This window comes from Pseudomonas sp. 910_23 (assembly GCF_052850795.1).
The window spans coordinates 99,042-120,475 of the sequence record NZ_VXCZ01000022.1; the positions used below are offsets into that span (position 1 = coordinate 99,042).

Annotated in this window: 23 protein-coding genes; 11 read left to right on the plus strand and 12 right to left on the minus strand. The window is 59.1% G+C overall.

Annotation, left to right across the window (positions count from 1 at the left end; all coding sequences use genetic code 11):
* Positions 1–12: 12 nt before the first annotated feature.
* Genes FW800_RS23460 through FW800_RS23470 form a run of 3 tightly spaced genes read right to left on the minus strand, consistent with a single transcriptional unit; the run spans position 13 to position 2,291 of the window.
* Positions 13–930: a 5'-nucleotidase gene (locus tag FW800_RS23460; RefSeq protein ID WP_005786420.1), complete on the minus strand. Its 918-nt coding sequence runs from the start codon at positions 928–930 to the stop codon at positions 13–15.
* Positions 931–945: 15 nt separating this feature from the next.
* Positions 946–1,908 (minus strand): putative 2-dehydropantoate 2-reductase, encoded by a 963-nt coding sequence (locus FW800_RS23465; RefSeq protein WP_032877136.1) that lies wholly within the window; start codon positions 1,906–1,908, stop codon positions 946–948.
* On the minus strand, positions 1,905–2,291 hold the full coding sequence (locus FW800_RS23470) for a hypothetical protein (protein ID WP_005786417.1): 387 nt from the start codon (positions 2,289–2,291) through the stop codon (positions 1,905–1,907). The genes FW800_RS23465 and FW800_RS23470 overlap by 4 nt, the downstream gene beginning before the upstream one ends.
* Here FW800_RS23470 and FW800_RS23475 point away from each other — a divergent pair.
* A complete protein-coding gene (locus tag FW800_RS23475; RefSeq protein WP_078820697.1) occupies positions 2,290–2,724 on the plus strand; it encodes a pilus assembly protein PilZ in 435 nt (144 codons plus the stop codon). The two genes, FW800_RS23470 and FW800_RS23475, sit on opposite strands and share 2 nt — an antisense overlap.
* A gap of 130 nt (positions 2,725–2,854) precedes the next feature.
* Positions 2,855–3,931, plus strand: coding sequence for a 3-deoxy-7-phosphoheptulonate synthase (locus FW800_RS23480; protein WP_005786414.1), 1,077 nt, complete (start codon positions 2,855–2,857; stop codon positions 3,929–3,931).
* Positions 3,932–4,006: 75 nt separating this feature from the next.
* On the opposite strand, the gene FW800_RS23485 is transcribed toward FW800_RS23480, so the two are convergent.
* Positions 4,007–4,288 carry a GNAT family N-acetyltransferase gene (locus FW800_RS23485; RefSeq protein WP_003189869.1) on the minus strand — a complete coding sequence of 94 codons (282 nt, stop codon included), beginning with the start codon at positions 4,286–4,288 and terminating at the stop codon, positions 4,007–4,009.
* Positions 4,289–4,901: 613 nt separating this feature from the next.
* Here FW800_RS23485 and oprI point away from each other — a divergent pair.
* Positions 4,902–5,153: an outer membrane lipoprotei OprI gene (gene oprI, locus FW800_RS23490; protein ID WP_003172710.1), complete on the plus strand. Its 252-nt coding sequence runs from the start codon at positions 4,902–4,904 to the stop codon at positions 5,151–5,153.
* 71 nt (positions 5,154–5,224) lie between these two features.
* Here oprI and FW800_RS23495 read toward each other — a convergent pair whose 3' ends face one another.
* From FW800_RS23495 to FW800_RS23505, 3 genes are all read right to left on the minus strand, one after another.
* Positions 5,225–6,187, minus strand: coding sequence for a L,D-transpeptidase family protein (locus FW800_RS23495; protein ID WP_194440350.1), 963 nt, complete (start codon positions 6,185–6,187; stop codon positions 5,225–5,227).
* A 78-nt stretch (positions 6,188–6,265) separates the two neighbouring features.
* Positions 6,266–6,559: a hypothetical protein gene (locus FW800_RS23500; RefSeq protein WP_003189866.1), complete on the minus strand. Its 294-nt coding sequence runs from the start codon at positions 6,557–6,559 to the stop codon at positions 6,266–6,268.
* A gap of 58 nt (positions 6,560–6,617) precedes the next feature.
* Complete coding sequence (locus tag FW800_RS23505) at positions 6,618–7,223, minus strand: arylesterase (protein WP_446438557.1); 606 nt, start codon at positions 7,221–7,223, stop codon at positions 6,618–6,620.
* A 10-nt stretch (positions 7,224–7,233) separates the two neighbouring features.
* On the opposite strand from FW800_RS23505, the gene FW800_RS23510 reads away from it, so the two are divergent.
* Together FW800_RS23510 and FW800_RS23515 are read left to right on the plus strand one after the other, a co-directional pair.
* Positions 7,234–7,917, plus strand: a complete 684-nt coding sequence (locus tag FW800_RS23510; protein WP_005786391.1) for an ABC transporter ATP-binding protein — start codon at positions 7,234–7,236, stop codon at positions 7,915–7,917.
* Entirely contained in the window at positions 7,917–10,427 is a 2,511-nt protein-coding gene (locus tag FW800_RS23515; RefSeq protein WP_032877140.1) for an ABC transporter permease, read from the plus strand. Before FW800_RS23510 ends, FW800_RS23515 begins: the two co-directional genes overlap by 1 nt.
* Positions 10,428–10,465: 38 nt before the next feature.
* Here FW800_RS23515 and greB read toward each other — a convergent pair whose 3' ends face one another.
* Positions 10,466–10,945, minus strand: coding sequence for a transcription elongation factor GreB (gene greB / locus FW800_RS23520; RefSeq protein WP_005786387.1), 480 nt, complete (start codon positions 10,943–10,945; stop codon positions 10,466–10,468).
* 112 nt (positions 10,946–11,057) lie between these two features.
* Positions 11,058–12,056: a hypothetical protein gene (locus FW800_RS23525; RefSeq protein ID WP_078820694.1), complete on the minus strand. Its 999-nt coding sequence runs from the start codon at positions 12,054–12,056 to the stop codon at positions 11,058–11,060.
* A 238-nt stretch (positions 12,057–12,294) separates the two neighbouring features.
* Here FW800_RS23525 and FW800_RS23530 point away from each other — a divergent pair, with 238 nt between their 5' ends.
* The 3 genes from FW800_RS23530 to FW800_RS23540 are packed head-to-tail and all read left to right on the plus strand — an operon-like array spanning position 12,295 to position 15,701.
* Positions 12,295–13,221, plus strand: a complete 927-nt coding sequence (locus tag FW800_RS23530; RefSeq protein ID WP_446438558.1) for an ABC transporter ATP-binding protein — start codon at positions 12,295–12,297, stop codon at positions 13,219–13,221.
* A complete protein-coding gene (locus FW800_RS23535; protein ID WP_103735052.1) occupies positions 13,218–13,943 on the plus strand; it encodes an ABC transporter permease in 726 nt (241 codons plus the stop codon). Before FW800_RS23530 ends, FW800_RS23535 begins: the two co-directional genes overlap by 4 nt.
* A gap of 15 nt (positions 13,944–13,958) precedes the next feature.
* Entirely contained in the window at positions 13,959–15,701 is a 1,743-nt protein-coding gene (locus tag FW800_RS23540) for a Gldg family protein (protein WP_446438559.1), read from the plus strand.
* Positions 15,702–15,705: 4 nt separating this feature from the next.
* Here the strand turns inward: FW800_RS23540 and FW800_RS23545 are convergent, their stop codons facing one another.
* The 3 genes from FW800_RS23545 to FW800_RS23555 form a co-directional block, all read right to left on the minus strand.
* The gene (locus tag FW800_RS23545) at positions 15,706–16,014 is read right to left on the minus strand and encodes a hypothetical protein (RefSeq protein WP_032877145.1); all 309 of its coding nucleotides are present in this window, start codon (positions 16,012–16,014) and stop codon (positions 15,706–15,708) included.
* 259 nt (positions 16,015–16,273) lie between these two features.
* Positions 16,274–16,708 (minus strand): DoxX family protein, encoded by a 435-nt coding sequence (locus FW800_RS23550; protein WP_032877146.1) that lies wholly within the window; start codon positions 16,706–16,708, stop codon positions 16,274–16,276.
* Between the two features lie 104 nt (positions 16,709–16,812).
* Positions 16,813–18,234, minus strand: a complete 1,422-nt coding sequence (locus tag FW800_RS23555) for a transglycosylase SLT domain-containing protein (RefSeq protein WP_032877147.1) — start codon at positions 18,232–18,234, stop codon at positions 16,813–16,815.
* Positions 18,235–18,470: 236 nt separating this feature from the next.
* Here FW800_RS23555 and FW800_RS23560 point away from each other — a divergent pair, with 236 nt between their 5' ends.
* The 3 genes from FW800_RS23560 to FW800_RS23570 form a co-directional block, all read left to right on the plus strand.
* On the plus strand, positions 18,471–19,277 hold the full coding sequence (locus FW800_RS23560) for a TatD family hydrolase (protein WP_032877148.1): 807 nt from the start codon (positions 18,471–18,473) through the stop codon (positions 19,275–19,277).
* Positions 19,278–19,373: 96 nt separating this feature from the next.
* On the plus strand, positions 19,374–20,855 hold the full coding sequence (locus FW800_RS23565) for a methyl-accepting chemotaxis protein (protein ID WP_032877149.1): 1,482 nt from the start codon (positions 19,374–19,376) through the stop codon (positions 20,853–20,855).
* Positions 20,856–21,053: 198 nt separating this feature from the next.
* Positions 21,054–21,434 (plus strand): hypothetical protein (locus FW800_RS23570; protein ID WP_446438560.1); only part of this gene is annotated, 381 nt, incomplete at its 3' end.

Genomic DNA, 21,434 nt, shown 5'->3' on the forward strand with positions numbered 1-21,434 from the left:
TGAGCTTAGCAGCTAGCTCTCGGTCTGGATTCTCAACTCGTTACTGATGCCATGGGGCACATGCCCGGTGGCCACCACCTCCCTGGCTTTCTCGCAATGCCCGGCCTGGTCATCAAAAAATACATCGGCCGCAAAGGCCTCCAGGAAGGCGGATTTTTCCAGCCCCCCGAGAAACAGCGACTCGTCCAGGCGGATATCCCACTCACGCAGCGTACGAATTACACGCTCATGGGACGGCGCCGAACGTGCAGTGACCAGCGCCGTGCGGATCGGGCAGGCGTCATCGGCAAACTCGCGCTGCAACAGGTTGAGCGCCGCCAGGAAGCCTTTGAACGGGCCGCCGTGCAACGGCTGGCGCGCCGACTCCCGCTCACTGGCCTGAAAGGCTTCCAGCCCGCCAGCCTGGTAGACACGCTCGGACTCGTCGGAGAACAACACCGCGTCGCCGTCGAATGCGATGCGCAGTTCTTCGCTCGAAGCCCGACGCGCACCGCCCGACAGAATCGTCGCCGCGGCAAAACCGGCATCCAGGGCGCTGCGCACATCTTCAGCATGGGTGGAGAGAAACAGATGACAACCGAAGGCCGCCAAATAAGGATAAGGACTACGCCCGCCGACGAAAGCGGCGCGCGAAATATCCAGGCCGTAATGCTGGATCGAGTTGAACACCCGCAACCCGGTATCGGCACTGTTGCGCGACACCAGTACCACCTCAACCCGCGCACGGCCCAAGCTGGCATTCAGGCTCAGCAGTTTTTTGACCAGCGGGAAGGCATCGCCGGGCTCGAGGGTTTCTTCCTCGTGTTCGATCTGGTATTTGCGGTAAGCCTCAACACCTTCAGCCAGGTAGACTTTGTGACTGTCACTGAGGTCGAACAGCGCCCGCGAGGAAATCGCCAGCACCAGCTTGTCACCTAACCCCTTTGCCATGGTGTCTCCCCCCAATCAGCGATTGTGCCGATCAATAAAACTCAAGGCCTGGAACAGCGCCTGCATACGCGGCAGCTCGCAACCGGCCGCCCTCGCAGCGGCCAGGGGCCGGGCGTAGATCGCCGCCAATTCCAATGGGCGCTTATGCACGTGATCGTGATACATGCTGGGCAAGTAATCGTCCATGGTTTCGGTCATGGCAAACATCTGCCCGGCGTAGCTGGCGGGAATTTCATGGCCGCAGGCACGGGCGCCTTGCACCACTTCGGCCATCAAAGCCTGGATCAATTCGCGGCTGGACTCATCCGCCATCATGGCCTTAGTTCCCGTGCCCAGCAACACAGACAGGCCGTTATACGGCACGTTCCACACCAGTTTATGCCAGCGCGCCTGATGCACGTTGGCCATGGCCTGGGACTCGATGCCGGCCCGGTGAAACAGCCCCGCGCCCTCTTCGACAATTGCCTTTTGCTGCGCCTCATCGTTGGCAGCCGTACCGCTGTGATACCCCAGGTTGACCCGGCCCAGTGCCTGATGCTCGACCACACCCGGAGCGGACCGGTACACGCCGATGTAGCACAGCCCGCCGAGCAGGTGCAGCGACGCTGGCAAATGTTCACGCAGACTGTCCTCCACATCGAGGCCGTTTTGCAGCAGCACCACCTTGGCATCCGGCGCCGCGACCTGGGCGATAGTAGGCGCCAGGTCCACGTTGCCGGTGGATTTGGTGCCCACCAACAGCCAGTCGCATGAAGGCATGTCGGCGGCGCAGGCATAGGCCTGAACCGGATGCAGGTGCAACGGGCCATGCACCGTGCTGTTGACGTGCAGGCCCTGTTGACTGACCGCTGCATATTCGCTGCGCAACAGGAAATGCACATCGAAGCCAGCACGCGCCAGCATCAAGCCGTAGTAACCACCAATGGCACCCGTGCCAATAATGCCAATGCGTGGCGACGGGGATGAAAGGGCTGTCATGGCAAATCCTCTGGTGTGCGTGTGAGCGCCTGGTTTACACATTTGGCGAGGTCGGATGCCGTAAGCCGTGTCTGTAATTGCCCGAGGAACTGACCCTCGCACACCAGGAACAACGCCGGCAAATGAAAGATCTGGTAGCGTTCGACTGCACCGCCATTGTGCCCGGCATCAACCCAGCACACGCGGTCCACCGGCAGCGGCCAGCTCGGCAGTTGCTGGCGTGCCCAACGGCAACTGGAGCAGCCGACACTGGTAAACACTACCAGCGAAATACCTGGCAATCCCAGCAATTGCTGGTCAATATCCAGGTCGGTCAATTCCAGTTCCTTCACTATACTGCTGCCACTGCCGTCAACCGGACGGCGCTCGGAGTCCGTGTACATGGGTCGTTTTTTACCTCACCCTGATGATGTCGCTGTCGAGTTGATCCAACGTCCCTCTCCTGCCCTGCCCCGTCAACGCCTGCACACTATCGGCCGCGGCGGCGTCGCCTGCAATTGGCCGCGAGCCTGGCGCCCAGGCACGGCGGTCGACCTGCATATCCCCTCCCTGGGGCCCAGCGCCCGTTATCCGGGCTATGTAGCCTGGTGCCGCAAAGGCGAAAACGCTTATCGCGTCGGTATTTGCTTTACCGATGAGCACGCCTTGTTCGGTGCGCGAATGGGCGAGCAAGTGTGCCAGATCGAACGTTACTGTCGCCTGCACGAAAACACCGAGCCAACACCTGCGCAACTGGAAGCCATGGCCCGTGACTGGGTGTCGCGCCACGCCGCCGAGTTCTCCAATGAGGCCGTTGTGCAATCGGCGCTGGATTAAACCGGGCTTTGCCCATTGTCGCGGGCCCGTGTTACGCGCTAAGGTTCCTCCCCCCTGTATTCAAATCATGCTGTGCCCGCCGCACGGGGATGGCTGGCGGCCGGCACCCGTGACCCTGGCGAGTAACACGATGGCTGATTTACCGATCAATGACCTTAACGTCGAATCCAACGAGACCCTGATCACACCCGATCAGCTCAAGCGCGAAATCCCCCTGAGCGACGCTGCCCTGCAGACCGTCACCAAGGGTCGCGAAGTCATCCGTGACATTCTCGATGGCACCGACCACCGTCTTTTCGTGGTGATCGGGCCTTGCTCGATCCACGACCTCAAGGCTGCCCACGAATACGCCGAGCGTCTCAAGGTGCTGGCTGCGGAAGTGTCCGACACCCTGTACCTGGTGATGCGCGTCTATTTCGAGAAACCGCGTACCACCGTCGGCTGGAAAGGCTTGATCAACGACCCGTACCTGGACGACTCGTTCAAGATCCAGGACGGCTTGCACATCGGGCGCAAACTGTTGCTGGACCTGGCTGAAATGGGCCTGCCCACTGCCACCGAAGCGCTGGACCCGATCTCCCCGCAGTATCTGCAGGACCTGATCAGCTGGTCGGCCATTGGCGCACGCACCACCGAATCCCAGACCCACCGCGAAATGGCGTCTGGCCTGTCTTCGGCCGTAGGCTTCAAGAATGGTACCGACGGCGGTCTGACCGTGGCGATCAATGCCCTGCAATCGGTCTCCAGCCCTCACCGTTTCCTGGGTATCAACCAGGAAGGTGGCGTCTCCATCGTCACCACCAAGGGCAACGCCTACGGTCACGTAGTACTGCGCGGTGGCAACGGCAAGCCCAACTACGATTCGGTCAGTGTCGCACTGTGCGAACAGGCGCTGAACAAAGCCAAGATCAAGCCAAACATCATGGTTGACTGCAGCCACGCCAACTCCAACAAGGACCCGGCCTTGCAGCCACTGGTGATGGAAAACGTCGCCAACCAGATCCTGGAAGGCAACCAGTCGATCATCGGCTTGATGGTCGAAAGCCATTTGAACTGGGGTTGCCAGGCAATTCCAAAGGATCTGGCCGATTTGCAGTACGGCGTGTCGATTACCGATGCCTGCATCGACTGGGCGGCTACCGAAACCACCCTGCGCAGCATGCACGCCAAGCTCAAGGACGTGTTGCCCAAGCGCAAACGCAGCTGAACCACGCATTTTTCTGGATCAGACGCACACAAAAACGCCGGGCTAAGCCCGGCGTTTTTATTGGCAACTGGTCAGTTACAGCTTTGCGGCATGGCGCTGGTGGCGCTCCATGTAGCGTTCGACATACGAGCACGACGGGATCACCGTGTAGCCGGCCTCTTCGGCAAACTTCAAGGCTTCTTCTGTCAACGCGGCGGCAATGCCTCGTCCGCGCAGCGCGTTGGGCACGAACGTGCGATAGATATCCAGCGTCTGCTTCCCGAGGTCCATATAGGTCAGATAGGCACGATGACCGTCCACATTGGTCTCGAACTGATGACCAGCCTGGTCATGGTGGATGGACAACGCCTCGCTCATCACTACTCCTCGCGGGTCTTGAATATTGACCCTACCTTACCGATGTTTTTCCGGCGAAGGAACATCTACGCCACCCCGTGCCGGTTTCGACAACGAGAAAACCCTGAGCGCTCACAGCCAGCACGTAGGGAATAGTAGGCACCAATCCTGCAATTGCTCAAGGCGCACTCATCATTCCCTGCCCCGGCTGGATATATAGAAAGGGCCTCGATCAACCGTTGACCGATAGCCTGAACATTGCCGGCAGTTGAAGCTTGAGACGAACTGCCGCTCTTAAAGTCACCTCTAGATGCGCAAAAGATACCAGCCGGAGTAAAGCCGATGGCAACGAAAGTGCCCGCTTCGATATATAAATTTTCATCTGTTTACAAGGCTTAACACATGCGGGCCGGCCCTTTCAGCCTGGATCCAATGTCGATCGAGATGAAAAAAATTGGACAGTTTTCATACAAACCTTCAAAAGGTTAGCCAAAATAGATTCGGCACAGGAATTTTTTTTGCTTCTTGCGCAACGTCAGTTTACTTACTACAAGTAATGGGTAGTATGTACGCCGGCTATTAGCTCACTCTGAGCAAGTAGCCATCTAATTGAAAGTCCTTGAAGGGGAACACGATGAACAACGTTCTGAAATTCTCTGCTCTGGCTCTGGCCGCAGTTCTGGCTACCGGTTGCAGCAGCGTCTCCAAAGAAACCGAAGCTCGTCTGACTGCAACTGAAGACGCAGCAGCTCGCTCCCAGGCTCGTGCAGACGAAGCCTACCGTAAAGCTGATGAAGCTCTGGCTGCTGCTCAAAAAGCACAACAGACTGCTGACGAAGCTAACGAGCGCGCTCTGCGCATGCTTGAGAAAGCAAGCCGCAAGTAATAATCCTTCGGGGTTGTTATCAAGCCGATCCATTTATGGGTCGGCTTTTTTTTGCCTCGCGCTTGACACGCCTACAGGTCGACCGGCGTGCTGGAGGCCACCGGCGCCGCGCCCGGCACGCCAATCTCGGTCGGCAAACCATCCTCGGCCGCGACCACATCACGCACCTGGTCCCAGTTCACGCGCAGGTTGTTGGACAGGTCTTCACGCTTGAGCAACGCGTTGATGACCGCCGTGTGCTTGTCGACCACCGAAGGCGTGCCGTCATCGTTCAACGGGGTATGAGCTTCAAGGTAGACCTTGCCACCACTGCTGCCGAACTTGTAGGCGTCGTTGATAATGCGTACCGAGGTGCCCACCGGCACCATGCCGGCCATTTCCAGTACGTTGTTATTGAACATGCGGAAACAGCCGTGGCTGGTACGCGTGCCGATACCAAATTTCATGTTGGAGCCATGGATCAGGTAACCCGGCGTGCCCAGCGTGAACTTGAACGGCCCCAGCGGGTTATCCGGACCGGCAGGCACCACGTTGGGCAGCGGGTCACCGTTGGCGGCGTGCTCGGCCTTGATCGAGGCCGGTGGCGTCCAGGTCGGGTTCGGCGTTTTGGCGATGATACTGGTGTGGGCGATCGGCGAGCCCCAGCCTTCACGGCCGATGCCCAGCGGGAAGGTGTAGACGACGTCCTGGCCCTTTGGATAGTAGTAGAGCCGGTACTCGGCCAAATTGATCACAATGCCTTCCCGTGGCCCCGGCGGCAGGATAAAACGTGTCGGCAGCACAATATCGGTGCCCGCGCCCGGCAGCCAGGCATCGACGCCGGGGTTGGCCGCAACCATTTCCGAGTAGCCCAGGTCGTACGTGGTGCCCAGGTCAGCAAAGGTATCTTCGTACTTGGCCTTGATGACCTGGACCTGACCGACAATGTCCTCGCCTGGCGGCGGCAGGGGCAACTGCAAGGCTGCCGCCGAACCGGCCGCACAAAGCGCAGCGAGAGACAGGCAGCAGGTGACGACGGAAAGGCGCGACAACATCCGGAAAATCCTTCGCAAGACGACGGGTAGGGAAAAATTGATTGTATACGGCTTCGCAGCGCCAGGCTTCAAGCTGTTTTATAGCTCGAACCGCAGCTCCGGCCAGATCGGAGGCGTGCCGCGCTTTTGCGATTCCAGAATCGCCCGGCACAACGGGCACAGGCGCTGATCCTGGAAGATCGAGCGATTCACCGACGACCAGCGTGGCTGCGCCGGCAATAAAGTGCCACAGAGCGTGCGGTCGATCGAGCCGCCCAACTCCAATTGACGCGCCACCAGATGCACCCGAACTTCCTGACAGGCGAACAGATCCAGCTGCTCGTCCGGCTCGATCAGTTGGTAGTTAAACAGGGACCAGGCAGGGCGCGACATCGAGGGCTCCAAATCAGGGGGGCGCCACCTTAGCCGAAAGCCTGCCGGTAGAAAAGCGTCATAACAGCGGTTTTAGCGTTGGCCAGACATTTTCCAGTAACTTGCCTTGGGCGGCGACCGCCGGGTGCAATTGATCAGCCTGCATCAGCTCTGGATGACCGCCCACCCCCTCAAGGAAAAACGGCACCAGGGGAATGTCATTTTCCTTGGCCAACTCACCATAGACTTGTGCAAATGCGGTGGTGTATCGAGGCCCGTAATTGGGTGGCAACTGCATACCCAGCAGCAGCACCTTGGCCCCCCCTGCCTTGGACTGGTCAATCATCGACGCAAGATTTTGTTTCAATTGCGCCGGCCGCTGCCCGCGCAAGCCATCATTGCCCCCAAGTTCGATAACCACTACGTCAGGCTTATGCTCTGCAAGCGCCGCAGGCAGGCGTGCGAGGCCACCCGCACTGGTGTCGCCACTGAGGGATGCGTTGACCACTTTGTCGTCAAAACCCTCCTGCTTGAGCCGTTGTTCCAGCAGCGCAACCCACCCTTTGCGGGTATCCAGGCCGAAACCGGCACTGATACTATCGCCAACGATCAGGACTGTACCCGCCGCTGCGTTCTGGGCCATGCACATCAAGGCCAGGCCAGCACTCAAAAACCACATTCGCATCGGATTCTCCATGGGCGCAAGCATTCTCACCGCGCGAAACCTTAGCAAAGTGGTTCCCAGCGCGGAAGGTGAACTGACTATCCTGCACGAACTGAGCCTGGAACTGAACAAGGGCGATAGTCTGGCTATCGTCGGCAGCTCCGGTTCCGGTAAATCCACCCTGCTGGGCCTGCTGGCCGGCCTCGACCTGCCCAGCAGCGGCGAAGTCACTCTGGCGGGGCAAGCCTTGAGCACGCTTGACGAAGACCAGCGTGCACGCATCCGTGCCGAACATGTGGGTTTCGTCTTTCAATCCTTCCAACTGCTCGACAGCCTCAACGCACTGGAAAACGTGATGCTGCCGCTGGAGCTGGACGGCCGCAAGGACGCCCGCGAGCGTGCCCGGCATCTGTTGGAACGTGTGGGTCTGGGCCAGCGCCTGACCCACTCGCCGCGCCAACTGTCCGGTGGCGAGCAGCAACGGGTCGCCATTGCCCGCGCGTTTGCCGCCGAACCGGACGTGCTGTTTGCCGACGAACCCACCGGCAACCTCGACAGCCATACCGGCGAGCGCATCAGCGACCTGCTGTTCGAGCTCAATAAAGAGAGCGGCACGACCCTGGTACTGGTCACCCATGACGAGCGCCTGGCCCACCGTTGCCGACGCCTGATCCGCCTTGAAGCCGGCCTGATGGTCGCGCCCCTGGAGCCTTGATGGCACGTTTGCCGCTGTTGCGCCTGTTCAGCCTTGCCATGCGCCAGTTACTGCGCGACGCCCGCGCAGGTGAACTGCGCGTGCTGTTCTTTGCCCTGCTGGTGGCCGTGGCGGCCAGCACCGCCATTGGCTACTTCGGCGCGCGCCTCAACGGCGCCATGCTGTTGCGTGCCACCGAGTTCCTCGGCGCCGACCTGGTGCTCGAAGGCAGCTCACCTGCCCGCCCCGAGCAAATCAGGTCCGGGGCCGAACTGGGCCTGGATCACGCCCGCATCGTGGAGTTCTCCAGCGTTATCGCCACGGACAATGGCATTCAGCTTTCCAGTATCAAGGCCGTCAACGAGCAGTACCCCTTGCGCGGCGAGTTGAAAAGCAGCGCCGAGCCCTTCGGTACGCAAACGCAGGGCGGCGGCCCCAAACCCGGTGAAGCCTGGGTGGAAGCAAGGCTGCTGACCGCGCTGGACCTGAAAGTCGGCGACAGCATCGATGTCGGCATGAAGACCCTGCGCCTGGCGCGTATCCTGACGTATGAGCCCGACCGGGCCGGCAACTTCTACAGCCTCACGCCCAGGGTGATGATCAACCTGACCGACTTGGACGCCACCGGAGTAGTCCAGCCAGGTAGCCGTGTGAGTTACCGCGAACTGTGGCGCGCCCCGCAAGGCAGCACGGCGCTGCAAACCTATCGCGACTTGATCAAGCCTGGCCTTGCCGCCAACCAGCGACTGCAGGACTCGCGCGATGGCAACCAGCAGATCGGCGGCGCCCTGGGCAAGGCCGAGCGCTACCTGAACATGGCCAGCCTGGTGGCCGTGCTGCTGGCCGGCGTAGCCGTGGCACTGTCGGCCAACCGATTCGCCAGTCGTCGTTTCGATGCCAGCGCGTTGTTGCGCTGCCTGGGATTGTCACGACGTGAAGCCATGTTGCTGTTCAGCCTGCAACTGAGCGTACTGGGCTTGCTGGCAAGCCTGGTCGGCGCCCTGCTCGGCTGGCTGGCGCAATTTGGTTTGTTCTATTTCCTCCACGACCTGCTGCCCGCCGATGTGCCGCCGGGCGGATTGCTGCCGGCCGTCGCGGGGATCGGCACCGGGCTGGTCGCCCTCGCAGGCTTCGCCCTCCCACCACTGGCGGCACTGGGGCGCGTACCGCCGCTGCGGGTATTGCGCCGCGATTTGCTGCCCATCCCCTCAAGCACCTGGATGGTCTACGGCGCGGCGCTGTTTGCCTTGGGCCTGATCATGTGGCGCCTGAGCCTGGACCTGGTATTGACCTTCGCTCTGCTGGGCGGCGGCGTGGTCGCGGCATTGATCCTTGGCGGCTTGTTGCTGCTGATGTTGCAAAGCCTGCGACGCCTATTGGCTCGCGCCTCCTTGCCCTGGCGCCTGGGCCTGGGCCAATTGCTGCGCCACCCGCTGGCGGCGGCAGGCCAATCCCTGGCCTTTGGCCTGATTCTGCTGTCCATGGGATTGATCGCACTGTTGCGGGGCGAATTGCTCGACACCTGGCAAAATCAACTGCCCAAAGACGCGCCCAACTACTTCGCATTGAATATCCTGCCGGCCGACAAGGACACCTTTGGCGCCCGCCTGCTGGAAGTACAGGCGCAAGCGGCACCGTTGTATCCGGTAGTGCCGGGGCGATTGATCAGCATCAACGGCGAACCCGTGCAAGAGATTGTCAGCAAGGACTCCAGTGGCGACCGTGCGATTCAACGCGATCTGAGCCTGACCTGGGCTGCCGATTTACCTCCGGGTAACGCCCTGACGGCAGGCGCCTGGTGGTCGGCGCAACCAAGCGATGAGATTCCTGGCGTGTCGGTGGAAGCCAAGGTGGCCGAGAGCCTGAAACTCAAGCTCAACGACCATTTGCTGTTCACCATCGGCGGGGAAAACCGCGAGGCACGGGTCACCAGCCTGCGGACCATCAACTGGGATAATTTCCAGCCTAACTTCTTCATGATCTTCCAGCCCGGCACCTTGAAAGACTTACCCGCGACCTACCTGACCAGTTTCTACCTGGCACCCGGTCACGACCAACAGATCGTCGATCTTGCACGGGCCTTCCCGGCTGTCACTATCCTGCAGGTCGAAGCGTTGCTGGAGCAGTTGCGCAGCATCCTTGCCCAAGTGACACTGGCGGTGGAGTACGTGCTGTTGTTTGTGTTGGCGGCGGGCATGGCGGTGTTGTTCTCCGGCTTGCAGGCCACTCTGGACGAACGCATCCGCCAGGGAGCCTTGCTGCGAGCCCTGGGTGCCGAGCGCAAATTGCTGATCAAGGCGCGACGCATTGAGTTCGGCCTGCTGGGTGCCGTCAGTGGCCTGCTGGCGGCATTGGGCACCGAACTGGTGACGTGGGTGCTGTACCGCTACGCCTTTGACCTGGCGTGGCACCCCCACCCGTGGCTGCTACTGCTACCCGTGATCGGGGCCGTGCTGATCGGCGCTGCCGGGGTATTCGGCACGCGTCGCGCACTGAATGCCAGCCCGCTGACCGTATTGCGCGAAGGCTGAGACCTGGCTGGCCCGTGCTCGGTTCAGAGCACGGGCCATTATGCCTGCTTCACATATTCAATCTTGGTGATCCACCAGCACACCTCGCCGCCTGGGGTGTGCACGATTGCCTCATCGTCCACCTCCTTGCGCAGCAGAGCCCGTGCCATGGGCGAGTCGATGGAGATGTAATCCATTCGGTCATAAATCTCGTCATAACCCACGATACGAAAACGCTTGGTGTCACCCTGTTCGTTTTCGATTTCGACCCATGCGCCGAAAAACACCTTGCCCTCCTGCTCGGGCATGTATTCCACCACGCGCATATCTTCCAGGCGTTTACGCAGGTAGCGCACCCGCCGGTCGATCTCCCGCAACAGTTTCTTGTTGTACTGGTAGTCCGCGTTTTCACTGCGATCGCCCAGGGAGGCCGCCCAAGTCACTTTGCGCGTGGTGTCCGGACGCTTTTCCCGCCACAGGTAGTCCAACTCTTTTTTAAGCGCTTCATGGCCTTCTTTGGTAATCAGCTTGGTACTCAAACGCTTGCATCCCCAGGCAGTGTCCAATGGTGCCAAATACGCCAGGCATCATGCCCTGGCGTTGGCTGGCTGGGGGTGATGATAAATGAACCTGGGCGGCGAGCCCATCGGCTTATCCCTGGCCATCCAGGACCTGATCCAGGCCAAAGAGCGTCCCGTGCAGATGCTGGCGCACTCCTGACAGCTGCGACATCATCATCGCCAGCTTTTCCGCCTTTTGGTTGACCTCTGATTGCTGATCCTGCAATTGAGTATGACGCTGCTCCAGCTCTCGGTGTTTTTCGTCCAATTGGCTTTGCTGCTCTTGCAGCCGCATCTGCCACTGCTCAAGTTGCTCTTCCTTTTCGAGGACAGCGCGTTTTTTTTGCGTCAGCTCCTGAGCGACCTTGGCGAGATTGCTCAGGGTGCTGTCCATCTCAAGCAAAGACTCTTGCTCCAGCGGCGCAGGCTCCTCAAACGGTGGGACTTCAGGCTGTTCAACCTGAAAAGGCACCTTAACTGCCTCAGCGGGCGCCTGCGGCATCTGCACAAACGATGGCACCGGTTCTTCCACGATATCTTCAACCACAGGCTGTGGCGCAATCCTGGGTGGGGTTGGGTTGCGTGGCGGTGCAACCATTTGCGATGAGAAGCGGATCGACGGCACGATCACCGTACTACTTTCGATGGCAGGCAACGCAGGGGCTGACATGCCCAAGGTAATCACCTTCATCACCAATGCTTTCTTGATGATCACCGAGTGGTGATCCTCGGGTCGGGCAGGCGGCAACCTGCACCCCTTCAGGTCAATGAAATGGAACGGAACCTGGGGCTCGGCAGCCGGAATCGCCTTGGAGCCAGGTGCAGCCGCCTGCGTCAGAACCTGCTTGAAGACCTGCATCGCCACCTGCAAATCCTCCTTCGAATCAACGCCGCCCAGGAAGTAGCGTTCAAGCTTTTTACGCAGAACCGCGATGTAGACCCTGGAATGACCAGGTTCGGCTTCTTCATCGAGGCTATACACAAGAAAGTTCGAAGCCGTTTGGGCGACAGCAAACCCACAGAGCAACGCACCGTTTACAGGTGCCTGCGCATCGCTGCGCTCAAGAACAAGAGTACGTAGAAGCATCATGGCGATCAGGCCTCGTTACAAAAGAGAAAACCTTATATAAACATCAGATAAACATCCGAACATTAATAAGCCCTCCAAACAAAACAATTGTTTCAGCGAATTATCGAGCCGAACGTAGGATTCTTCTTATAAGTCGCGCCGTGCGTTCCCAACCACAACTAATGAACGTACTCTTTTTAAGGCCCTTCCCTATACAGCGCCGCTTCGCACACGCCCCGAACACTTATTCGGTAACGACATGATCGAGATAAGCAACTTAACAAAACAGCTGGGCAGAACAAGCGCAATTACCAACATCTCCTTCAGTGCGCAGCATCAGGAATGCGTGGGCCTGCTGGGAGAAAGTGGCGCAGGGAAAACGACCTTATTGAACTTGATCGCCGGTACGATCAAACCGACTTCTGGGCAAATCAATATTCTGGGGTTCAATACCCAAACTCATTCACTTCAAGCCAAAAAAGCCATTGGCTATCAACTTCAAGGCGGACTCACCCACCATAGAATGTCCGTCAAAAACATGCTTAATTTTATTGCGGCCATTCGTGGTTTGAGGGGCCTGGAAAAGCGCAGCCAGGTAGAGCAGGTAGCCGCACGGCTGGACCTGATGCCCGTGCTCGACTGCCCCGCCGACATACTGCCCCCTGATTTGAAGCGCAGGGTTGCATTGGCCCAGGCTTTAGTCCACTCCCCAAGCCTGCTCCTGCTCGATGAACCCACGCAAGGGCTATGCCCTGATCAACGGCTCAAGTTCAGCGCACTCATCAAGTCCCTGACCGAGGACATGACGGTCGTTATCGCCTCCCGCCACTACCACGAACTGACGGACATGTGCACCCGTGCCCTGGTCATCGCCGGTGGCCGCCTGGCCGCCGATGCTTCGCTGGCGGATCTGCAGCGCAGTTCCCGGCATTTCCAGGCGGTGACCCTGGCATCAGACAGCCCCTTGGATTTACTCGCACTTGCCGTATTACCCGGTGTCGCGGGCATCGAGGAGGACCGACATGCACAGGGCAAGGTGACTGTCCTGGCCATGCCCGGGCACTCCATCTTCCCCTCGATTAACGCGCTTATCGCACATCGCGGCTGGAACATAACGTCTTTGAGCCTGGAGCCGGGTCGCCTGGGCGATGTCGTTCACCATCTGAGCCAGGAGATACCTGCTTGAGACTGCTACCTGTTATTTTCAAGCGTCAACTCGCCAGTTATGCCTGCTCACCAAGCACTTACCTGAGTGTGGCGGTTTTCCTCGTGCTGTGTGCGACATTGGGATTGGACACCCAGCAATGGATGGAGCGAAACAGCAGCGATTTGCAGGCTTTCTTCGAACTGCACCCCTGGCTTTATCTATTGTTGGTCCCCATTTTATCGACGCAGTTGTGGTCGGATGAATACAACAGCAGCTTTTGCGACACGCTGAAATCCTTGCCTGTCACCGCCACTGAACAGGTGGTCGGAAAATTCATGGCAGCCTGGACCGTCTGCGCCATTGCCTTAATGTTTAATTTCCCTTTGGTGATCGCGGTCAACTATTTGGGCACACCGGATAATGCCGTTATCGCGTCACAATTCCTGGCCAGTTGGTTGTTGGCCGGAAGTTATCTCTCGGTGGGCTGCTTCATCTGTGTACTTGCCAAGCAACGCATCATTATTTTCCTGCTCACACTGGGCTTATTGCTGATTGCCAGCGCGCTTTCCTCAATGCTGGATGCACTTGATAGCCAGACACCCATTTGGATTATCGACAGCCTGATGTCCCTTGACCCTATTGCTCGCTTTAGCACGATGGATAACGGCAAACTGACACTGCATGACGGCTTTTACTTTATAAGTATGATCCTGGCTTTTCTCTTTGCGACGACCATCACACTCAACTACAAGAACAGCTGAGAAGGAAAGCCACTGATGGGATCCGCTCTTCGTGCGGGTATGACCTTACTTGTCATATCGCTACTGTTTCTGGCCTTCAATCTGGTCTGGGTACCGAAACTACCCAATATCCGCTGGGACTTTTCACACACACAAATCCATACCTTATCGTCATCAACGCGCCAACTGCTGACAACACTTGAAACCCCACTGGACCTGTATTACTTCAATGCGATCAATGCCCCTCAACGGAGCCAGGCAGTGAGTCGTTACGGCCGTCGCGTTGAAGACATGCTCAAGGAAGTCGAAAAAGCGGCCAACGGCATGATCAATCTACATGTCATCAATCCAACGCCTTTTTCAGAAGACGCTTACAAAGCCGGTTTGTTTGGCCTGGATGACACGCAAGGATTCCTAGGCCTTATTGGCACCCGTGCCGGCCATAGCGCGCAACGCATTGACCTGTTCAGTCCTGAGCATGAGTCATTGCTTGAATATGAAATCAGCCACCTGCTCCACAAACTCATGCACCCTGAACGTCCCACTATCGGCCTGCTGTCGGGACTGGCGCTACATGAACCTGCCGGCGAACTACTGGAACAGATGCGCGAACAATTCAACGTGGTGGAACTGGCATCGACCATCGCTCAAGTGCCGTCATCGATAAGTACATTGATGGTCGTACAGCCCGGTGCCCTGCCCGAGCAGGCTCTGTATGCCATTGAGCAAGCGGTAATGAGAGGCGCAACGCTGATGGCCTTTATCGACCCGGTGAGCGAGATAGCTGCGCAAGCCATAACGACCAACGCCAGGCTGGATGCGCTGCTCACTGCATGGGGTATACAAATGCCTGCGGACAAGCTGTTGGTCGATAATATTTACGCCTCATCGGCTACGCCCGGCCCCGGAATGCCAAAGGTACTGCACCCAGCCAGGCTGGAACTTCCACGGCAGGCAATGAACCCGACAGACCTGAGCACCTGGAACCTGGATGCCGTGACCGTGTCCAGCAGCGGCGCCCTCTCCCTGTCCAACAAAAATCGTACGCTGCGGACCCCCTTGCTACAGAGCTCCCGGCAGTCCGCACTGCTGGATGCAGGGCGCTTTGCTTCTGCGACCACGTTCGACTCACTCATCGATGAAACCGCCACGACAGGAGAGCGCCACGTGATTGCCGCCCGTGTCGAGGGCCCCGCTTATTCGGTATTTCCCGACGGCCTCAAGGGCCAACCACCGGGGATGCAACATGCCGAGCAGATCCAGGTGGTGGTCGTGGCCGACACTGACATGCTCGCGGACGCTGTCAGCAACGCTCAGCCCAACGGTAATGCGCAATTTGTATTGAATACCCTGGATAACCTGGCAGTTCCGGAGATACTCAGGCGCATCCGACCGCGCGTCATCACCCAGCCACTGCACAGGCTCGAACACATGCGCGAAGAAGCCGCACAGGCTTATCGCAAAAGTGCGGTTGAACTGGAGCGACGACAAGAACTCACAGAGCAAGCATGGCAAAGGCTGAATCCAGGGCACGCAAGCCTGGTCACACAGGCCGTGGATACCAACACCCAGTTGCAGGCACTCAACAAGGAACGCCTGCAATTGCCCATCGAGTTGCATGCACTCAAAGCCCAGGCATACGCGCCCTTGCAGCGTTTCGAGCGATACCTTAAAGGGCTGATGATCGCCACGATGCCGTTACTGTTATGCCTGATTGCCTGGGGACTTTCCCTCCACCAACGTCGACGCCGATCAGCCGCGCCAGCGGCCTATGACTGACGGCTCAACGCCGCGCAATCAACCCCTGGCGGGCAATACGCGTCAGTTGGTGAATCACTTCATGGGCGTCGCCGGCATTGGGCGCCTGGATCACTGCAAGGTCGAAACTGTTGCTGGCAAAACGAGCCAGGGATTCGCCGTCCTCGACAAACTGGATCAGGAACGCCGAGGGCCGACCGCTACGGCGTGGCCAGCCGTCCAGATAACGCAGGAGCGTCGGCTGGTGTTTACCACCCAGGAGGATTTTCGGATTGCGTTGAGTCAGGTCCGCGGTAATCGGGGCCAGGCGTATGAGAGGGCGTGGTGCATTCATCGTGTCGTGTCTCTGCCTCAAAAGTCTGCGGGCAGGTGAGAGGCAACACCGAACCAGCGCTTTAGCGGTATTTCGAAGAGCGCCCTGGGTGAGGATACGGACTTCTGTCGGGCTGCATTGAGTCCCAGTGGCGCCCCGCAATTAGCTGTTTAAATCGGCGCATGAACAGCATCCTAGAGAAGCCGGTGGGGCAGTGTCAAGAATCCCGAGCAACGAAAAGGCCCGCAGATGCGGGCCTTTTCCGGGACATGCAAACAGATCAGTCAGTGATGGCGCGATCAACCGACAGTTTGCCCGCACCTTCGAGCAATACCGCCAGCGCCCCGCCGAGCAAAGCCAAAGCAAATTCATACCCGTTGTTGGCCATGAACAAGCCGTTATGGATATGCACCGAGAAGATCGCAACCAGCGTGAGGAAGGTCAGGCCCAATGCTGCCGGGCGAGCGAGCAAACCAATGATCAGGGCCAGGCCGGCGAAAAACTCGGTACCGCCCGACAACACTGCCATCAGGGTACCCGGCGTCAGGCCGAGGCTTTCCATGAATTGGGCAGTACCCGCCAGGCCGCCGCCGCCAAACCAGCCGAACAGTTTTTGCGAACCGTGAGCGGCAAAGATGATGCCGACGAAGATGCGCAGGATAGTCAGGCCGTAACCGGCGCGGGTGGACAGGACGCGTGTAATCATTGGGCTCATTTAAGTAAATCCTTTTCCAGGTAGGGGTTGGTTGGCCGCTATATTAATCAGTTTAAACAATGACAAAAGCGCAAATATTGCCTAATTAATATCGATAAATTTGATTATTTGCGTAAGGCAATTTTTGCTGCAGGCGGCTCCAGGGACTCTCGCTCCCGGTCGAACGCCAAGTAATACTTGTTGACGCTATTAACATAGCTGACGCCGCCCATCCCCACCTGCTCCATGGCGATGCGTTCAACCTGGAAGAACCATTGATTGGGGTTCAGCCCGCGGCGCTTGGCCTCGGTGCGCATCCCCTGGACCCGCTCCGGGCCCATGTTGTAGGCCGCCAGCACAAAAGCCATGCGCTCGCGCTCGTTGAGCTTGGGGCTGGAGAAAAATTTACGCCGGATCAACGCCAGGTAACGTGCGCCAGCTTGCACATTGCTATCGAGACTCTCGATGTTGTTGACCCCCACCCGTTGCGCCGCCGAAGGCGTGATTTGCATCAGGCCGGTCGGGCCGCCGCTATTGCGTGCGCCTGGGTCCAGGGAGGACTCCTTGAACGCCAACGCCGCCAGGTTCAGCCAGTCCATCCCTTGCTCGCGCGCATGCTTTTGCAGGACCGGGCGCAGTTTTTCCAGACGCTGACGGTCGGCGCGCGCCAGCGGGTTGCGCACCTGATAGAGGCGTCGGTAGATACGCTGGAACGCCACATCCTGATCGGCAGGGGTTCGATAGGTCTTGAGAAATCGGTCAATGCTGGCGCGCAGCATCGAAGCGTCCTGGCGCACGAACCAGAACTCGTCACCCGGTTCGCTGATTACCACCTGCTTGTCAAAGCGCAGCTTGGGCAGGATTTTCGACCAGCGCTCGGCAATCGGTTTTTCAACGATCGTCAGGTGAAAAATCCCGGCCTGCACCATCTCCAGTACATCCTCTACCGCCAGGCTAGGGTCAACCCACTCCACCTTCACCGGCGCTCGTTTGTGCAGCGCCAGTTTCTGATTGACCTGACTGATGGCATCCGCCGCCGCACTGCCGGTGGTCAGCGTCAACGTGCGACCAGATAATTGCTCCAACTTGGTAAATCGTCGCTCTCCCTTGACGCCGACCAGCCACAACGGCACATCGCTGACAATCGGCTCGCTGGCGCTGATTTTGTGTATGGCCTTCACATCCAGCAACTCGCCGGGCGCCACCAGGTCGCCTTCGCCACGGGCCAACGCGCCGAGTAACTGGTCCTTGGCCTTGGGGATGATCTTGAGGTTGATTTCCTGGCCATCGCGGGCGTGACCGTTGAGGTACTGTTCGAAGGCACGCAACCGATGGTATTCGACGCCGATGGCCTGGCCCTGCACTTCACCGGAGCTGTTGCGGCTCTGGTTGACCAGTACGCGCAGGGTGCGACTGGAACGAATTTGCGCCAGGTCACGCACCTTGCCAGGCTTGGTGACTTCCAACGGCCCGTCCAGACGTGCGACCGCCGCCATGGGCAGTAGCAACGTCAGGCACAACATAAGCAACGCCGAGGGTCGGATCATCCGCTCTCCGGAAAGAATACTGGCCAGCGCCTTCGCGAATAACAAAGTGCTGGAGGTCAGAAACAGAGCGCTCTATGCGCTGGCAAGGCGCGCAACGGCGACACAGTGACAGGCAACTGGCCAACCACAATGTCGCTTGCGACGTTCAAAGACAGCGATAACGCGTTGTAGTTCTTGGTTTTTCTTATAAATCTACAGCTCTGATATGCTTTCCGGCCGCAGGCGGAGATAGCACCATGCAACTCATTGATATCGGCGTCAACCTGACCAACCCCAGTTTCGACGAGAGGCACCAGGCTGTCCTCGAACGCGCCTACGCCGCTGGCGTGCAGCAATTGGTGCTCACCGGCACCAGCATCGAGGGCAGTGAACAGGCCCTGGAGCTGTGTGCAAAACTTGATGAAAGCGGCCAGCGCTTGTTCAGTACCGCTGGCATCCACCCTCACTCTGCCAGCGACTGGAACGGCGACAGTGCACAGCGCCTGCGTAGCCTGTTGGGAGAAAGTCGGGTGCGTGCCGTGGGCGAGTGCGGGCTGGATTTCAACCGCGACTTCTCCCCTCGCCCCCAGCAGGAAAAAGTCCTCGAACACCACCTGGCCCTGGCCGTCGAGCTGAAACTGCCGGTGTTTCTCCACGAGCGCGACGCCAACCAGCGCCTGCTGGAGATCCTCAAAGACTACCGCGACCACCTGCCCGCCGCCGTGGTGCACTGCTTCACCGGTGAACAAGCGGCGCTGTTCAGCTACCTGGACCTGGACTTGCATATCGGCATCACCGGCTGGATCTGCGACGAACGCCGTGGGACGCACCTGCATCCGCTGGTCAGGGAAATTCCCAGGGGCCGCCTGATGCTGGAAAGCGACGCGCCGTACCTGCTGCCGCGCACCCTGCGCCCCAAGCCAAAAAACGGTCGCAATGAACCGGCATACTTGCCCGAAGTCCTGCGCGAAGTGGCCTTGCACCGTCATGAAACCCTCGAAGACCTGGCATTGCACAGCACCGCCTGCGCCCGCCGTTTTTTCGGCTTACCTGATGTGGATTGATGCCGTGCATTGACGCATGTCAAAAACGCTTTTCTGAGTAGCGGCACAATAATGGCACCTTGCCAATACTGTTTCCGCTATCAGAGAAAACCTTCCATGGGTGCCTGGCTTAGCAATATCTCGCTTAAGTACAAATTCTGGGCCGTCAATGCGGTCGCCTTCATTACCACCCTGCTGCTGGTGCTGTACGCGGTACAGCTTGAGCAACAGGCACGCAGCCAGGCATCCCAGGCTTCGGCCCAGGCTCAGGGGCGGTTGCTCAGCGCCTGGCCAGCCGACAAAGCCCTGCCCACCGGCGAGCAATGGCTGGCCTATGCCCAGGGGCAAATCCCACAATTGGGCGACCAGCCTCTTCCAGCCTTGAGTACTGCCAGCGGCTGGGTCGAACTCAATCACATGCCGCTGTTGGGCAAAAACCCACTGATAGGCGCCGAGGTGATCGATCGCGTTGACGGTCAACACGTCGCCGTCCTCGCCTACGCACCCAGCCTTGGCCAAGTGTTCAGCGAGCGCTTCGCCAACTATGCCGTCGCCGTGGCAATCCTGATGCTGGCCATGCTCGGCGCCTCACAACTGTTGATCCGCTTCCTGCTCAGCCAACTCAACACCCTCAAGGACGTGATGCTGCACGTCGAGAAAACCGGCGACCTGTCGGCACGCGTGCCCTTGGCCTGCAAGGACGAAGTCGGCCAGATGGCCAGTGCATTCAACGCCATGCAGGCCGGCTACCAGCGCGTGGTCAACACCGTGGCACGCACCGCCCGGCAACTGGATGACGGCGCCGCACGCCTGGCCAGCAGCATGAACGAGGTGCAGCACGGTATGCTCGGCCAGCAGAGCGAAACCGACCAGGCCGCCACCGCCATCAATGAGATGACCGCCACCGTCCACCATATCGCCCAGCACGCCGGCGCTACCCGCGACCTGTCCCAGACCGCCGACACCCTCGCCGGCAGCGGCCAGGAGGTGGTCATCCGCGTACAGCGTTCAATCGCCGGGCTGTCCAACGGCGTACAACAGACCGCCGAAATGATCCAGAAACTGGCCCAGGACAGCCAACAGATCAACGGCGTGGTCGGGGTGATCCACAGCATCGCCGAACAGACCAACCTGCTCGCCCTCAACGCCGCCATCGAAGCCGCCCGCGCCGGGGAAATGGGCCGAGGTTTCGCGGTGGTTGCCGACGAAGTTCGCAACCTGGCCAAGCGCGTGCAAAGCTCTACCGACGAAATCACCCGCATGGTCTCGGCATTGCAAGCCGGTACTCGCGATGCGGTGGACTTTATGCAGGAAAGCTCATTCAAGGCCGACGACTGCGTACAACAAGCCCAGGAAGCTGGCGCCGCACTGGCGCAAATCACCGGTGCCGTGGCGCAGATGCGCGAAAGCAATACTCAGATCGCCGTCGCCGCCGAACAGCAAAGCCATGTGGCCGAAGAGATGAACCGCGCCGTGGTGAGTATTCGCGATGTCACCGAAAACACTGTACAGCAGACCGTGTCGTCGGCGACCACCAGCAATGAACTGGCGACGTTGGCGGGTGAGTTGAGCAAGGCGATTGGGCAGTTGAAGCTGTAAGACTGTTCCACCTGTAATCCGATTCCTACCACCAAGCCTCGGTTTACCTGAAGTTTAGGCGAAACTTCCTCGCCATCTCCGCGAATAACGCCGACTTCTTTTACCCAAGAACCTCTGCAAAGTCCCTCGCCTGATCAAACAGTGCGAGGGATTGCAGATGGTTGTTTTCGTTAGAGCCCTGGTTGACAGGGCTGGCTCTTGATTCCGGTGATCGCTGGCTTTGTGCTGGCCCCCATGGATCCCAAGGCGCCGGATGTCACTCGCGTTCTAGCGGATTTTCGTACCTGCCTGAACACGTTCGACGCATGGGCCGACAGCCTGTTGGGTGGTTCGGCACTTGCCGTGGAGCAGGTGTTCAAGGTTGGGGAAGACGTCGCACTGGTCGCGCCGGCTTCTTCCGACAAACCCAGCCGTACCGTCGCTCAATGCAAAGCCCAGGGTGGGTTGACCCTGGTGCATCTGTTTGAAAGTACCCGGTTCGTACCCATCGGCAACACCCAGGTGGAACTGCAAGCCCTGGCTCGGGATGGCAGCCCAGTCGGCGCGCCGCTTCATCGGACCATCGGCCCCAGCGGCATC

Coding starts and splice junctions, on each gene's coding strand:
- FW800_RS23460 (WP_005786420.1), bottom strand. CDS start 930: ATGGCAAAGGGGTTAGGTGACAAGCTGGTGCTGGCGATTTCCTCGCGG.
- FW800_RS23465 (WP_032877136.1), bottom strand. CDS start 1,908: ATGACAGCCCTTTCATCCCCGTCGCCACGCATTGGCATTATTGGCACG.
- FW800_RS23475 (WP_078820697.1), top strand. CDS start 2,290: ATGGGTCGTTTTTTACCTCACCCTGATGATGTCGCTGTCGAGTTGATC.
- FW800_RS23470 (WP_005786417.1), bottom strand. CDS start 2,291: ATGTACACGGACTCCGAGCGCCGTCCGGTTGACGGCAGTGGCAGCAGT.
- FW800_RS23480 (WP_005786414.1), top strand. CDS start 2,855: ATGGCTGATTTACCGATCAATGACCTTAACGTCGAATCCAACGAGACC.
- FW800_RS23485 (WP_003189869.1), bottom strand. CDS start 4,288: ATGAGCGAGGCGTTGTCCATCCACCATGACCAGGCTGGTCATCAGTTC.
- oprI (WP_003172710.1), top strand. CDS start 4,902: ATGAACAACGTTCTGAAATTCTCTGCTCTGGCTCTGGCCGCAGTTCTG.
- FW800_RS23495 (WP_194440350.1), bottom strand. CDS start 6,187: ATGTTGTCGCGCCTTTCCGTCGTCACCTGCTGCCTGTCTCTCGCTGCG.
- FW800_RS23500 (WP_003189866.1), bottom strand. CDS start 6,559: ATGTCGCGCCCTGCCTGGTCCCTGTTTAACTACCAACTGATCGAGCCG.
- FW800_RS23505 (WP_446438557.1), bottom strand. CDS start 7,223: ATGCGAATGTGGTTTTTGAGTGCTGGCCTGGCCTTGATGTGCATGGCC.
- FW800_RS23510 (WP_005786391.1), top strand. CDS start 7,234: ATGGGCGCAAGCATTCTCACCGCGCGAAACCTTAGCAAAGTGGTTCCC.
- FW800_RS23515 (WP_032877140.1), top strand. CDS start 7,917: ATGGCACGTTTGCCGCTGTTGCGCCTGTTCAGCCTTGCCATGCGCCAG.
- FW800_RS23525 (WP_078820694.1), bottom strand. CDS start 12,056: ATGATGCTTCTACGTACTCTTGTTCTTGAGCGCAGCGATGCGCAGGCA.
- FW800_RS23530 (WP_446438558.1), top strand. CDS start 12,295: ATGATCGAGATAAGCAACTTAACAAAACAGCTGGGCAGAACAAGCGCA.
- FW800_RS23540 (WP_446438559.1), top strand. CDS start 13,959: ATGGGATCCGCTCTTCGTGCGGGTATGACCTTACTTGTCATATCGCTA.
- FW800_RS23545 (WP_032877145.1), bottom strand. CDS start 16,014: ATGAATGCACCACGCCCTCTCATACGCCTGGCCCCGATTACCGCGGAC.
- FW800_RS23550 (WP_032877146.1), bottom strand. CDS start 16,708: ATGAGCCCAATGATTACACGCGTCCTGTCCACCCGCGCCGGTTACGGC.
- FW800_RS23555 (WP_032877147.1), bottom strand. CDS start 18,234: ATGATCCGACCCTCGGCGTTGCTTATGTTGTGCCTGACGTTGCTACTG.
- FW800_RS23560 (WP_032877148.1), top strand. CDS start 18,471: ATGCAACTCATTGATATCGGCGTCAACCTGACCAACCCCAGTTTCGAC.
- FW800_RS23565 (WP_032877149.1), top strand. CDS start 19,374: ATGGGTGCCTGGCTTAGCAATATCTCGCTTAAGTACAAATTCTGGGCC.